Below are 13287 nucleotides of genomic sequence, written 5' to 3'. Positions count from 1 at the left end.
GGAAACACGCCGTCATTCCGGGGCTTCGCGTCAGCGAAGAGCCCGGAACCCATGAACACGGGTCTGCCGTCATGGTCGGGCTTTTCCCGACCATCCACGTCTTCGCCGATCGAGCGTCGTGTTCAAGACGGGGATGCTCGCCACAAGGGCGAGCATGACGAACTGGAGCGATGTCGCGTTCATGGGTTCCGGGCTCGGGCCTGCGGCCCGCCCCGGAATGACGCCGTGGTTCCGGTCCTAGCCGCTCAGAGCTTCACGACATGCGAGGGCGGCACTTGCGTCCGCCTTCGCTCAGGCGCCGACCTTGGCGAGCACGTCGGCGCGCAGGAAGCGCTCGATGAACAGCATGAACAGCACCGAGGGCACCAGCAGGATCAGCGCCGTGATCGAGGCGACCTGATAATTGCCGCCCATCGCCGCGTTGTAGAGCAGCAGCGGCAAGGTGGTGACCTGCGGCACGCCGACGAAGAAGGTGCCGGTGAACTCGTCGAGCGATTCAAGGAAGACGAAGATGCCGCTGGCGATGATGCCGGGCGCGGCAAGCGGCAGCGTCACCGAGAAGAAGGCCTTGAGCGGCGAGGCGCCGATATTGCGGGCCGCGAGCTCGAGGTCCCGGTCGACCGCCGCGAAAGCCGCTGCCGCGATCCAGACGGAATAGACGAGGCCGTGCGCGGCGTGGACGAGCACGACGGCGAAGACCGTGCCGTTGATGCCGAGCTGATAGAAGACGCGCGCGACGTTGATGTAGATCGCGACCGAGGGGAAGGCCTGCGGCAGCAGGAAGAGCACCATGAAGAAGGCGCGCGCCGGCAGCTTCAGCCGCGCCAGCGCATAACCAGCCGGGATCGAGAGCGCGAGTGCGACGATCACCGTCAGCACCGCGATCCAGACCGAGGTGCCGAGCGAGGCCATGGCGTCGCCGGTCGGGCGGAAGACCTGCTCCCAGTAGCGCGTGCCGTAGACGACCGGCAGCTTGTAGGGCGTGTACCAGCGCTCGGCGACCGACCAGAGCGCGAGATTGGCCAGCGGGCCGATCAGGACGAAGGCGAAGGCGATGAGCAGGAAGGCGGCGAGCGTCGCCCGCGCGGTCGAGGCGAGGCGCATCATGGCGTGCCCTCCTTGGCCATGCCGCGCTTGAGGTAGATGATCGCCGCGCCGGCCGAGATCAGATAGGTGATGACGCCGAGCGCATTCGCCGTGGCGTAGTCGCCATAGGCGTTGATGCGGAAGGCCATGTCGACGGTCAGCATGGTCGGCTGCGAACCCGACACCATCATCGGCACCGAGAGCACCGAGAGCATCGTCACGAAGGAGAGGACGAGCGCGACGAGGAGCTGCGGCATCACCTGCGGCAAGGCGAGCTCGATGAGGACGCGCATGCGCGAGGCGCCGAGATTGCGGCCGGCCTCCAGCGTCGCGCGGTCGAGCGAAGCGAGCGCGCCGGCCAGCAGCAGGGCGACGAAGGGCGTCTGCTTCCAGACGAAGGTCGCGATGATGCCGCGCCAGTCGAGGAAGCTCACCGCCTGCAGCGGCTCCATCAGCCCAAGCGAGACGAAGGTGTTGTTCATCAGCCCGTTCTTGGCGAGGAAGGTGCGCATGCACTGCGCCGCGACGATGAAGGGGATGAAGAGCGGCCAGCGATAGAGCGCTTTCAACGTGCCGACGATGATGCGGTTCTCGCCCAGCGTCAGCGTGCCGGCGATGACGATGGCGGCCAGCGCCGTCAGCACGCAGGAGGCGAGCACGATGATGACGGTGAAGACGATATCGCCGGAGTAGAGCTCATAGGCCTTGGCGAAGGCCTGCAGCGAGAAGCCGCCCTGGGGGCCGGTGAAGGCCGAGATCAGCGAGAAGCAGAGCGGACAGAGGAACAGCGCCGCGACGAGGGCGAGCCCCGGCGCGATCAGCAGCAGGGCAAGATTGCGTTGGGAAAGGGACATTCTGCGCGACCGCTCCTGAAGCTCTGCGCCGTCATCCCGGACAAGCCGCGCGAGCGGCGCCGATCCGGGATCCATCGGGGGGCTGCGGAGTTCCAGGATGGATCCCGGATCTCCGCTTCGCTACGTCCGGGATGACGCGGTGTTTCCACGCGCCATCCCGCAAGGCGAACCTCAGTTCGCGACCTTCTTCTCGTAGCCCTCGAGGATATCGTTGAAGTAGGGCGCGATCGGGAAGGGCTTGCCGTTCTTGGCGAGCTCGGCCGGCGTGACGTCGGTGAAGAGCTTGTCCCAGGCGGCCTTGTCGAGCTTGCCTTCGAGGTTCTTGGCATCGATGCCCGGATACCAGTTGAACTTCTTGACGATGCCGTCGGCCTGGACCTGCGGGCTGGTGGCGAGCGCGATGAAGGCCTCGGCCAGCTTCTTCTGGGCCGACTTCTCGGGAACCGCGTAATACATCGGCTGGCCGGGCATGCCGGGCGAGACGAGCTTCAGCTTCATGTTCGGCGGCAGCTTGCCGTCGGCCTGCCAGGAATAGAACATGTCGACCCAGACCGGGCCGATCGCGATCTCGCCGCGGTTCAGCATGTCGAGCGTGCCGGCGTTGCCGGGGGTGATGACGGCGTTCTTGTTGAACTCCTTCAGCTCGCCGAAGGCCTTGTCCCAGCCCGCCTTGGTGTTGGCGTCATAGGGACCCTTGATCAGCTTGTCGGCATCGCCGCCGAATGCATAGACCCAGCCGGCGACGAAGGAGACGCCGGACATGCCGCCCTTGATGCCGTTATAGCCGAACTGCTTCGGGTTCTTCTTGGCCCAGTCGGCGAGCTCGGCGAAGGTCGCCGGCGGCGTCTTGACCATGTCGGCATTGTAGGCGAGCGCGGTCTGCGACTGGAACATCGGGATGACGAAGCCGCTCACATCGGTGCCGAGCGCGTTCTTGGCGGCGTCGCCGGTGGCGAGCTTGGCCGTCTCGACATTGGCCGTGTACTTGTTCAGCAGCCCTTCCTTGACCATCTGGCCGGCGGCCTTCTGGTGAATGACGAGCACGTCGAAATCGGTCGCGCCCGCGCCCTTCTGGGCATCGAGCTTCTCGTAGATCTTCTGCGAGCCGGAATCGCCCGGGCCGGTGCCGACCGAGACGACCTTCACGCCGGGATGGGCCTTCTCGAACATCGGCCCGAGATAGTCCTTGACGTAATCGACCATGTTCTGGTCGCCCGCGGAGGCGACGTTGAGGGTCTGCGCGGATAGCGGCGAAGCCACGATCAGCGCAGCGAGCGAGCAGGCAAGCGTGATGATGCGCATGTGTCTGACTCCCTGTCAGGCGGCAATCCCGGCCTCGGTCGCCGGGAAGATGTGAAGGCGCTGCAGCGGAATGCGCAGCCCAACCTTCGTTCCGAGTTCGTGACGGCCGAGATCGTCGACCGTGATCTGGCGGCCGGCGGCTTCCACCTTGTAGCGGTAGATGCCACCGGGATAGGCGCGTGCGGCGATGGTGCCGGGCACGACGAGATCGCCTCCCGCAGCCGGCGCATCGAGCGCGTCGAGGCTCGCGACGTCGTCGCGGAAATAGGCGAGCGCGTCGCCGGCCGGCAGCGCGGCCGCGGCTTCGCCGGCAAGCGTCGTGCGCGCATCGCCGGCCGCGACGGCGGCATGGCCGTCGCCACGTTCGACACGCAGCGGCAGCACATTCTCAGCGCCCATGAAATTCGCGACGAAGGCGCTGGCCGGGCGATCATAGACCTCTTCCGGCGTGCCGACCTGGGCGATGTGGCCGGCCTGCATGATGACGAGCCGGTCGGCCATGGTCATGGCCTCCTCGCGGTCATGGGTGACATGGACCGCCGTCAGCCCGAGACGCTGCTGGATGGAGCGGATCTCGTGGCGCATCGTCATGCGGATCTTGGCGTCGAGATTGGAGAGCGGCTCGTCGAGCAGCAGGATGCCGGGATCGATGGCGAGCGCGCGGCCGAGGGCAACACGCTGGCGCTGGCCGCCGGAGAGCGCCGTCACCTTGCGGTCCTCATAGCCGGCGAGCCCGAGGAAATTCAGCATCTCGCCGACCTTCGCGGCGATCTCGGCCTTCGACTTGCCGCGCAGCTTGAGGCCGTAGCCGATGTTCTGCAGCACGGTCATGTGCGGCCAGAGCGCATAGGACTGGAAGACCATCGCCATGCCGCGCTTTTCCGGCGGCTGGCCGGCGACATCCTTGCCGCCCACGATGATCGAGCCGGACTCGACCGGGACGAAGCCGGAGAGCGAGCGCAGCAGTGTGGTCTTGCCGCAGCCGGAGGAGCCGAGGAGCGCCGTGAAGCTGCCGGGCGTGAAGTCCAGATCGATGCCATGGAGCACGCGCGTGCCGCCATAGGCGACCTTGAGACCGCGCACGCCGATGGCCGCGCCACTGCCCGTTCTGGCTTGCGTTACCGGCTGCAAGGCGCCTACTCCCCACTTCGTTTTTTGTTGCCGGATAATGGAATTTTTCTTCCATTGACCGACCCAATTGAAATAAACATTACGTACGGGGCGCACTATGTGCAAGAGCTTTGTGAAACTTGGATGACAGCGCGGATACATTCTCTCTGGCTCATGCCATCCCCGTCCGACGAGGCCATGCTGACGGGGCTCGTCGGCGAATTGTCGGGGCGCTTTGGGACCCCGCGCTTCGCGCCGCATCTGACACTGCAAGGGGACACGGAAACGCCGCCCGCCGCGCTGGAACGCGCGGCAGCAGCGGCAGCGGAGACGGTCCCGGCCTTCTCGGAAGCCGTCGCGCTGGTCGAGGGAAGCGAGGCCTTCTTCCGCTCCTTCTATGCGCGCTTTGCCGTCTCGCCGCCGCTGGCGAAGCTGAAGCGCGCGCTCGACCCCGAGGGTCTCGACAGCTTCATGCCGCATGTCTCGCTGCTCTACGGGCCGGTCGAGGCGCCAGCCAAGGCAGCGGCGATCGCGGAGGTACAGGCGCGACTCGCGGGACGCATGATCCACTTCGACCGCATCGGCATCGTGACCTCGGGACAGGACGTGGCCATTGCCGACTGGCGGGTCGTTACGAGCGTGGAACTACGCTCGTAGATTCCACGACGCTACAACACTCCGTGTCATCCCGGACGGAGCGAAGCGCTGATCCGGGACGCGTGCCTGAACCTTCACCGGCAGCGCTCCGGCACCGATCCAGGGTCAAGCCCGGGATGACCGCGTGTTTCCGAAAGCTCGGAAGCCGCCCGGTAAGAGACCGCTACTCGCCCGTCAGCTCGCGGTTGCGGCGGCTGATCTCGTCGCTGTAGCGCTTGATCGCATGCGCCTCGCTGAGGATGCCGACGAGGCGGCGCTTCTCGCGGTCGGCGACGACCGGGAGGGCTTCGCTCTCGGCTTCGTCGAAGAGCTTCAGCGTATCGCGCACCGACATGTCGGCCAGCAGCATCCTGTCGGGATTGCGCAGGAGGTGCCGCACCGTGCGCGGAGCGGGCTCGGCCGCCGCCTCCTCGTCCAGCCCCGGATCGGGCTCGTAGAGGGCGCCGGGCGGCACCATGCCGGCATAGGCGTCGCCCGGGCCGACCGCGACGAGATAATTGGTCGAGCCCGGCGGATATTTCAGCCGGGCTTCGGCGATGGTGGCATCGGCGGCGATCTTCGGCACCTCGATGCGCATCATGCTGCCGGCGGTCAACTCGCGCATCCAGCCGACGTCATGGGCGCCGCGGATACTCTCGCCTCGCAGATGGAAGCGCCAGGTCGCGAAGGAAAAGCCGAACAGGCGGCGCGTGACCAGCGAAGCCGCGCCGGCCGCGCCGACGACGGCGAGCGTCAGCTTGAGATCGCCGGTCATCTCGAGCGCGAGCAGGGTCATTGTCATGGGGCCGCCGACGATCGAGACCGCAAGCGAGCTCATTCCGACCAGCGCGAACAGCGTCTCGTGCCCTGCGAGGTTCGGAAAGCCGAGCGTCAGCACGCCGATGAAGAGACGCCCCGTCAGCACGCCGAGCAGCAGCGACGCGAAGAACAGGCCGCCGCGGAAGCCGGAGCCGATCGACACCGAGGAGGCCAGCGCCTTGGCGACGAGCACGAGCGCCAGCAGCAGCAGGCTCGCATCGATGCCGAGGTAGAGGTTGATGGCGCCGTGGCCGGCCGAGAACACCGAGGGGTTCCAGATCGCCAGCGCCCCGACGACGAGCCCGCCGAAGGCCGGCCGCAGCCAGGTCGGGATGCGCGAGCGCCGGAATCCTGCCTCGACGAAGGCGGCGGCCCGCATGACGACGATGCCGACGAGGCCGCAGGCGGCACCGAGCAGGACGACGAGGGGCAGGTCTGACACCAGGATCGAACCGATCGGCGGCACCTCGACCGCGAGCAGCGACGGGGCGAGCAGGCTATGCGTCACCGTCGCCATGAAGGTCGCGGCCATTACCGGCACGAAGGCCGCGATCGAATAGCTGCCGAGGATCAGTTCGAAGGCGTAGAAGGCGCCGGTCAGCGGCGCATCGAAGGCCGCGCCGATGGCGCCGCCCGCGGCACAGCCGACCATCAGGCGCATATCCGCCCGGCGCAGGCGGAAGCGGCGGCCGATATGGGAGGCCAGCCCGCTCGCCGCCTGGGTATAGCCGGCTTCGAGCCCGACCGAGGCGCCGGCGCCGCTGGAGCCCATGGTCTGGAGCGCGACGAAGGCGCTGTCGCGCAGCGACATCCGCCCGCCATGCAGCGCATTGGCCTCGATCGGGTCGATCGGCTGCTTGCGACGGCGGAAGAACAGCCAGGACGCCAGGCCGATGGCGAAGCCGCCGAGCACGGGGCCGACGATTGCGCGCCAAGGCGGTATCGTCGTGGTGATCGAAAGGCGCTGCCCTGCGGCCAGCCCGAAGATCAGCTCATGCAGGAGTTGCGTCGTGAAGGACATCGCCAGCACGATCAGCCCGGCGAAGACGCCGACGACGGAGGCCAGCACGACGATGCCGATCTCGCTCGATCGGATGAGCGCGCGCCAGCCCTGCGGCGCATCGCCCGCCCCGGCTGCGGCTTCGGAGGCTTTCACGGTGATCACGGCAAGGCCCGTCAGGCTCGTTCGTCACGTCCGCTCGCGGTCGCATATCGGAGAGGCCAGAACAAGACGCCATGGCGATACCGCGCCTGCGCCCGCCGCGGAGCCGCTACGGGATTGGCACGGCCAGCCCCGTCTTGACCCGGTCCATGGCGACGAAGCTGCGGAACTTGCGGATGTTGGGGTTGGCGAAGAAGAGCCGGCGCGTCAGCGCCTCATAGGCCGCCATGCTCGGCACCAGCACCACCAGCATGAAGTCGACCTCGCCGGTGACGTAGTAACATTGCTGCACCTCGGGCGCGGCGATGAAGGCGCTCTTGGCAGCGTCGATGTCCACCGCCGTCTCGCTCACGAGTTCGATCTCGACGAAGAGCGTGATGGGATGACCGAGCGCCACGGGATCGACGACCGCGACATTGGCGCGGATGACGCCGCTCGCCTCCATCCGGCGGATGCGGCGCTGCACGGCCGGCGCAGAGAGGTTGATACGCTCGCCGATCACGCGCTGCGGCGTGGTGTTGTCCTGCTGCAGGATGACGAGGATCGCCCGGTCGAAGGCGTCGAGATCATAAGCGGCCGGCGCTGGCATTGAACGTCCCGAGAAACAAACTTGCGTCCGAGGACTATAATTCCAGCGCCTTTTTCGCCTGGATTGCAATATTCATTCACGATCCGCTCCAGCGAGGCCGACATGTTCCTGCTCAACCGCCATCCCGATTACCGTTCCGCGCTTCATCCGAAGGATGTCGAGACGCTGGGTCCGGCCGGGGCGGACGCAATCGAGGCGCATCTGGCCGAACGCCCGAACCATGTGCCGACACCGCTCCATGACCTGCCCGGCCTCGCTGCCGCGCTCGGGATCGGGGCGCTGTTCATCAAGGACGAAGGCCAGCGGCTCGGCCTCGGCAGCTTCAAGGCGCTCGGCGGCGCCTATGCGGTGATCCGGCTGGCTCTGGAAGCGGCGTCCGAACAACTCGGCCGCCCGTTGAACGACGCGGATATGAACGACCCCGCCGTTCGCGCCGTCGCTTCGCAGATGACCTTCGCCTGCGCGACCGACGGCAATCACGGCCGCTCGGTGGCGCAGGGGGCACAGCTGCTCGGCGCGAAGGCGGTGATCTTCGTGCATGGCGGCGTCAGCGACGAGCGCGTCGCCGCCATTGCCCGCTTCGGCGCCGAGATGGTGCGCGTCGCCGGCACCTATGACGATTCCGTGGTCGAGGCGGCCCGCGTCGCGACGGAACGCGGCTGGACCATCGTCTCCGACACCTCCTGGGACGGCTATGAGCGTATCCCCGGCTTGGTGATGCAGGGCTATACGGCGATCGCCCGCGAGGCGCTGGCTGAGATGCCGGCGCGGCCGACCCATGTCTTCGTGCAGGCCGGCGTCGGCGGCATCGCCGCCGCGCTCGCCGCGCAGATGCTGAGCGCCTTCGGCGGGGACAGGCCGTTCTTCGCCGTGGTCGAGCCGTCGCGGGCAGCCTGCATCTTCGAGGCCGCCCGACAGGGCCGGCCGGTGAAGATCGCCCATGGCGAACCGACGGTGATGGCGATGCTCGAATGCTACGAGCCCTCACCGCTGGCGTTGCGCGTGCTCTATCGCGCCGCCGACGCCTTCCTGACTGCGGAGGATGCGGACGCCGTCGAGGCGATGAACCGTCTCGCCCGCCCCGCAGCCGGCGATCCGGCAATCGTCGCCGGCGAGAGCGGCGGTGCCGGCCTCGCCGGGCTGCTCGCGGCCTTGCGCAACCCGCAGGCGCGCGCCGCGCTTAAGCTCGATGGCGCGTCCCGCGTCTTCCTCGTCAACACGGAGGGCGCGACCGACCCGCAGCGCTATGCCGAACTCGTCGGCCTCAAGCCGGGCGAAGTCACGCGATGACCGGTGCGACAGGCGCCGAACGGCTGACGCTCTATTCGCAGAGCCATTCGCCCTATGCGCGCAAGACCATCGTCTTCGCGCATGAGGCCGGGCTTGCTGACCGTATCGCCGTCGTCGATCACGAGACCAGCCCGACCAACCGCAATCCCGAGGTGTTCGCGGTCAATCCGCTGGGCAAGGTGCCGGTGCTGATGACGCCCGAAGCCGGCGCGATCTTCGATTCTTTGGTGATCTGCGACTATCTCGACGGGCTGCATGGCGGGCCGAGACTGATCCCCATCGCAGGCAAGCCGCGCTGGCAGGCGCTGCGTTTGCATGCCGTCGCGCAGGGGCTGTGCGACGCCGGCATCGCGCTGCGCTGGGAGACGGCGCGGCGGCCGGAGCATCTGCGATACCCGCCGCTGAGCGAGGGCCAGACGACGAAGCTGGTGGCATCCTACGACCTGCTGGAACAGGACGGGGCTTTCGACGAGCCGGTCCATATCGGCCATATCGGGCTGGCTACGGCGCTGGCCTGGCTCGAATTCCGCGCGCTGCCGGATTTCCGCGCCGGGCGGCCCCGGCTGACGCGCTGGTACGAGGCGTTCTCGCAGAGGCCTTCGATGCGGGCGACCGCCTATCATGGCGAGACACAGGACGGCCCGGCGCAGCCCGCCATTGCCGGATGACCGGCTGACGTCGTAGCAGGGGCGCGCGGCCCGCTCCGGCTGCGCCGGAGGCCGCCCATGAAGCTTCGTCCCGATACGCTGGCGATGACCGCCGTCCTCGCCATGCTGACGGCGCTCGGCCCGCTCTCGACCGATTTCTACCTGCCGTCCCTGCCCGAGATCGTGCAGGTGATGGAGACCGATGTCGCCGGCGCGCAGGCGACGCTCTCCTCCTTCCTGTTCGGCTTCGCGGCCGGGCAGATCTTCTGGGGGCCGCTCTCCGACCGGCTGGGGCGCAAGCCCGTGCTGCTCGCGGGCCTGGGTCTCTTCGCACTGGCGACGCTCGCCTGCGCGCTCGCGCCTTCGATCGGCGCGCTGACCGCCGCGCGGGCGCTGCAGGCGCTTGGCGCCTCCGGCCCGATCGTGCTCGGCCGCGCCATGGTGCGCGATCTCTACGATGGCCCGCGCGCGGGGCGCGAACTGGCACGGATGGGCATGATCATGGGCCTGGTGCCGGCGGTCGCGCCGGTGATCGGCGGCGTGCTTCAGGTCGCCTTCGGCTGGCGCTCGACCTTCCTCGCCTCACTCGTCTTTGCTCTTGGCCTCGCGATCGTCATCGTCACGGTGATGCCGGAGACGCTGCGCGCGCGCTCGCCGCAGCCGCTCTCGCTGCTCGCGATCTTCCGCGGCTTCGGCTTCCTGCTGCACAACCGCGCCTTCCGGGTCTATGTCGCCCTGACGGCGCTGGCCTATGCCGGGCTCTTCGCCTTCATCTCCGGCTCGTCCTTCGTGCTGATCGGCATCTACGGGCTGACGCCGGTGGAATACGGCTTCTCCTTCGGCTTCGGCGTGCTCGGCTACATCGCGGGCACGATCATCGCGCAGCGCCTCGTCGGGCGGCGCGGCATGGACGGCGTCATCGCCATCGGCGTCGGCTGCCTCGCCGGTGGCGGACTGGCCATGCTGGTCGGCGTCCTGACCGGGCTGGGCGGACCGGCGGGCGTCGTCGTGCCGATGGCGATCTATGCCTGCGGCGTCGGCCTGGCCATGCCCCAGGCCCAGGCATCGGCGATGATGCCGTTTCCGGACCGGGCCGGCGCAGCCTCGTCCTTCAACGGGCTCTGCCAGATGCTGCTCTCGGCCTGCGTCGGGCTGCTCGTCGGCCATCTGCTGAAGAACGCCGCGCTGCCGCTGCCGCTGGTGATGTCGGCGCTGGGCGTGACCGCGCTGGTGCTGTTCCGGGCGACGCGCGCGATCCGGACGGCGAAGGCTTAGACCGTCCTGCATTCCGACGCACCGCGCCGTCTTTCCGGGGCTTCGCGTCAGCGAAGAGCCCGGAACCCATAACCGCAGTTTGGCATGACGAGGCGGCTTGTTCCGCAGGCTTTTCCTGAAGCACCCGCGGATATGGGTTCCGGGCTCGGCCCTGCGGGCCGTCCCGGAATGACGGTGAGGTTCTTCAGCCGCCGAAGAGCCGCTCGAAGAAGTTGCGCTCCTGCGGAGCGGGCCTGACCCAGGCGCGATCCGAACTCGCGGGCTGGACCGGCGCCGGAGCGCCGGCGTCGGCCACCGGCGCGCCATCCCCGAAGATCGTCTTCGGCGCGCCCTGCCAGAAGCCTCCCGGCAGCGGGACGGGCTGGGCGCCGGCATGGGCGGCCTTCATGTACTTGCCCCAGATCTCGGCCGGGAGGCCTGCACCCGTGACGCGCTTCATGGTCGAGTTGTCGTCGTTGCCGACCCAGACGGCCGTGACGAGGCGCCCGGTGAAGCCGACGAACCAGGCGTCGCGATAATCCTGGGTGGTGCCGGACTTGCCGCCGACCTCCCAACCCGCGAGGTTGACCTTGCTGCCGGTGCCGCCGGTCATCACGCCATGGAACATGGTGTTCATCATCGACAGCGTCTGCGGCTGGATCACCGGGCCGAAATTATTCGCCTTGCGGGCATAGACGACCTTGCCGCTGGTCGAGCGGACCTCGCGGATGACATAGGGCAGCACCGACTGGCCGCCATTGGCGAAGCTGGCATAGGCCGCGGTCATCTCCAGCGGCGTCACCTCGGATGTGCCGAGCGCCAGGGACGGGTTCGGCTGCAGCGGAGAGGTGACGCCGAGGCGCTGGGCCGTGCGGATCACCTCGCGCGGCGTGACCTCCTGGATCAGCCGCGCGACGACCGTGTTGAGCGAATGGGCGAAGGCGGTCTGCAGCGTCACCGGGCCGCGGAAGGTGCGCGAATAGTTTTCCGGCTCCCAGCCCTTGATCGAGACCGGCGAGTCGTCGCGGATCGTGTCCGGCGTCATGCCCTTCTCGATCGCGGTCAGGTAGACGAAGGGCTTGAAGGACGAGCCCGGCTGGCGATGCGCGGCGGTGGCGCGGTTGAACTGGCTCTTGGTGTAGTCGCGCCCGCCGATCAGGGCCCGGATCGCGCCGTCCGGAGCGAGCGAAACCACCGCTCCCTGCGAAACGTTGAGCTTCGACCCTTGAGCCGAGAGCGCATCGACCAGGATCGTTTCGGCCGAGCCCTGCAGCTTGGTATCGATCGTGGTGAGCACGGTGACGTCGCCCTCGACGGCGCCGATGAAGTCGTCAAGGACATCCATCACGTAATCGGCGGCATAGTTGACCGAGCCGGCGCCGACCCGCTCTGGCACCTCGGCGGGCGCGGTGAGCGCGCCCTTGGCCGCCGCCTGCGAGATGAAGCCCTGGTCGGCCATGGCAGCGACGACGAGCTGGGCCCGCTTCTCGGCGAGGTCGGGATTGCGATTGGGCGCGAGGCGCGATGGCGCCTGGACGAGGCCGGCCAGCATAGCGGCCTCCGCGATCGTCACCGAGCGCGCCGACTTGTTGAAGTAGCGCTGCGCCGCCGCCTCGACGCCATAGGCGCCGGAGCCGAAATAGACGCGATTTAGATAGAGCTCGAGGATCTGGTCCTTGGTGTAGGTGCGCTCCAGCCAGAGCGCCAGGATCGCCTCCTGGATCTTGCGGGCCGCCGTGCGCTCCTGCGTCAGGAAGAGGTTCTTGGCGAGCTGCTGCGTCAGCGTCGAGCCGCCCTGGGCGACGCCGCGCCCGCGCAGATTGGTGACGAGCGCGCGGCTGATGCCGATCGGGTCAATGCCGAAATGGTCGTAGAAGCGCCGATCCTCGATCGCGACGAAGGCCTTCGGCAGATAGGGCGGGATCTCGCCGATGGTGATGGTGCGCCCGCCGGTCTCGCCGCGATTGGCGAGCAGCGAGCCGTCGGCCGCGAGGATCGCGATGTTCGGCGGCCGCTTCGGCACGGTGAGCTGGTCGATCGGCGGCAGCTGCGAGGCGTGATAGGCGATGAAGCCGCCGAGCCCGATGGCGCACCACAGGCCGAGCACCATCGTCCAGTAGAACAGGCCGCCCAGCAGCGAGCGGCGCCGGCGTCCACGACGCTTGCCGCCGCCTCCGCCCCCGCTGCGCTTGTTGCGCACCGGCTGGCTGCGCGGCTGCGGGCGTGCCGCGGCGCGGTGACGGTGTAGCGGGCGGTCGTCGTCGGAAACGCGCATGTCAAAATCGTCGCGGCTTTCGCCGCTCTCATGATCGAAGGACGGCTCGCGCCGCTCGCCTCGTTTGATCCGGTCGTTCATCCCTGTCCCGTTCCGGCCGACATGCCGCCTGCAATGCGGTCAGGTCACACAGGATTCAAACATGGCGCTTTTAAGGGGTGGTTAAGCGTGCGCCGCGGCGTTGAGGACACAGCCGTCGCGAGATCGTGATCAAACTTGCAAATGCGCAAACGAAAACGTCATCAAACGGGATATTGCGCAAA

General features: G+C 68.0%; 11 protein-coding genes. 4 read left to right on the top strand and 7 right to left on the bottom strand.

Annotation, left to right across the window (positions count from 1 at the left end):
- Positions 1-291: 291 nt before the first annotated feature.
- The 4 genes from AC1DVA_RS14405 to AC1DVA_RS14390 form a co-directional block, all read right to left on the bottom strand.
- Complete coding sequence (locus tag AC1DVA_RS14405; RefSeq protein ID WP_476806329.1) at positions 292-1104, bottom strand: ABC transporter permease; 813 nt, start codon at positions 1102-1104, stop codon at positions 292-294.
- Positions 1104-1940 (bottom strand): ABC transporter permease, encoded by an 837-nt coding sequence (locus tag AC1DVA_RS14400; protein ID WP_476806277.1) that lies wholly within the window; start codon positions 1938-1940, stop codon positions 1104-1106. The genes AC1DVA_RS14405 and AC1DVA_RS14400 overlap by 1 nt, the downstream gene beginning before the upstream one ends.
- 171 nt (positions 1941-2111) lie before the next feature.
- Positions 2112-3242: an ABC transporter substrate-binding protein gene (locus AC1DVA_RS14395; protein WP_476806276.1), complete on the bottom strand. Its 1131-nt coding sequence runs from the start codon at positions 3240-3242 to the stop codon at positions 2112-2114.
- Between the two features lie 15 nt (positions 3243-3257).
- Positions 3258-4373: an ABC transporter ATP-binding protein gene (locus AC1DVA_RS14390; protein ID WP_476806275.1), complete on the bottom strand. Its 1116-nt coding sequence runs from the start codon at positions 4371-4373 to the stop codon at positions 3258-3260.
- Here AC1DVA_RS14390 and AC1DVA_RS14385 point away from each other — a divergent pair.
- Complete coding sequence (locus tag AC1DVA_RS14385) at positions 4281-5009, top strand: 2'-5' RNA ligase family protein (RefSeq protein WP_476806274.1); 729 nt, start codon at positions 4281-4283, stop codon at positions 5007-5009. The two genes, AC1DVA_RS14390 and AC1DVA_RS14385, sit on opposite strands and share 93 nt — an antisense overlap.
- A 163-nt stretch (positions 5010-5172) precedes the next feature.
- On the opposite strand, the gene AC1DVA_RS14380 is transcribed toward AC1DVA_RS14385, so the two are convergent.
- Both AC1DVA_RS14380 and AC1DVA_RS14375 read right to left on the bottom strand, forming a co-directional pair.
- A complete protein-coding gene (locus AC1DVA_RS14380; RefSeq protein ID WP_476806273.1) occupies positions 5173-6972 on the bottom strand; it encodes a chloride channel protein in 1800 nt (599 codons plus the stop codon).
- A gap of 106 nt (positions 6973-7078) precedes the next feature.
- Positions 7079-7558, bottom strand: coding sequence for an Lrp/AsnC family transcriptional regulator (locus AC1DVA_RS14375; protein WP_476806272.1), 480 nt, complete (start codon positions 7556-7558; stop codon positions 7079-7081).
- Between the two features lie 102 nt (positions 7559-7660).
- Between AC1DVA_RS14375 and AC1DVA_RS14370 the strand changes: the two genes are divergently transcribed.
- Genes AC1DVA_RS14370 through AC1DVA_RS14360 form a run of 3 tightly spaced genes read left to right on the top strand, consistent with a single transcriptional unit; the run spans position 7661 to position 10770 of the window.
- Positions 7661-8848, top strand: coding sequence for a diaminopropionate ammonia-lyase (locus tag AC1DVA_RS14370; RefSeq protein WP_476806271.1), 1188 nt, complete (start codon positions 7661-7663; stop codon positions 8846-8848).
- Between the two features lie 23 nt (positions 8849-8871).
- Positions 8872-9516, top strand: coding sequence for a glutathione S-transferase family protein (locus tag AC1DVA_RS14365; protein ID WP_476806328.1), 645 nt, complete (start codon positions 8872-8874; stop codon positions 9514-9516).
- A gap of 57 nt (positions 9517-9573) precedes the next feature.
- Positions 9574-10770 (top strand): multidrug effflux MFS transporter, encoded by a 1197-nt coding sequence (locus tag AC1DVA_RS14360; protein WP_476806270.1) that lies wholly within the window; start codon positions 9574-9576, stop codon positions 10768-10770.
- Positions 10771-10954: 184 nt separating this feature from the next.
- Here the strand turns inward: AC1DVA_RS14360 and AC1DVA_RS14355 are convergent, their stop codons facing one another.
- Positions 10955-13105, bottom strand: coding sequence for a transglycosylase domain-containing protein (locus tag AC1DVA_RS14355; RefSeq protein ID WP_265051696.1), 2151 nt, complete (start codon positions 13103-13105; stop codon positions 10955-10957).
- Positions 13106-13287: the final 182 nt, after the last annotated feature.

The sequence above is a fragment of the Allobosea sp. P4_C6 genome (assembly GCF_056402015.1).
This window is presented reverse-complemented; position numbering and strand designations above follow the sequence as displayed.

What these genes read in the sequence shown, in the direction of transcription:
- AC1DVA_RS14360 (WP_476806270.1), top strand. Translation starts at nt 9,574, where the DNA reads ATGAAGCTTCGTCCCGATACGCTGGCGATGACCGCCGTCCTCGCCATG.
- AC1DVA_RS14370 (WP_476806271.1), top strand. Translation starts at nt 7,661, where the DNA reads ATGTTCCTGCTCAACCGCCATCCCGATTACCGTTCCGCGCTTCATCCG.
- AC1DVA_RS14400 (WP_476806277.1), bottom strand. Translation starts at nt 1,940, where the DNA reads ATGTCCCTTTCCCAACGCAATCTTGCCCTGCTGCTGATCGCGCCGGGG.
- AC1DVA_RS14395 (WP_476806276.1), bottom strand. Translation starts at nt 3,242, where the DNA reads ATGCGCATCATCACGCTTGCCTGCTCGCTCGCTGCGCTGATCGTGGCT.
- AC1DVA_RS14405 (WP_476806329.1), bottom strand. Translation starts at nt 1,104, where the DNA reads ATGCGCCTCGCCTCGACCGCGCGGGCGACGCTCGCCGCCTTCCTGCTC.
- AC1DVA_RS14355 (WP_265051696.1), bottom strand. Translation starts at nt 13,105, where the DNA reads ATGAACGACCGGATCAAACGAGGCGAGCGGCGCGAGCCGTCCTTCGAT.
- AC1DVA_RS14385 (WP_476806274.1), top strand. Translation starts at nt 4,281, where the DNA reads ATGGAGCACGCGCGTGCCGCCATAGGCGACCTTGAGACCGCGCACGCC.
- AC1DVA_RS14375 (WP_476806272.1), bottom strand. Translation starts at nt 7,558, where the DNA reads ATGCCAGCGCCGGCCGCTTATGATCTCGACGCCTTCGACCGGGCGATC.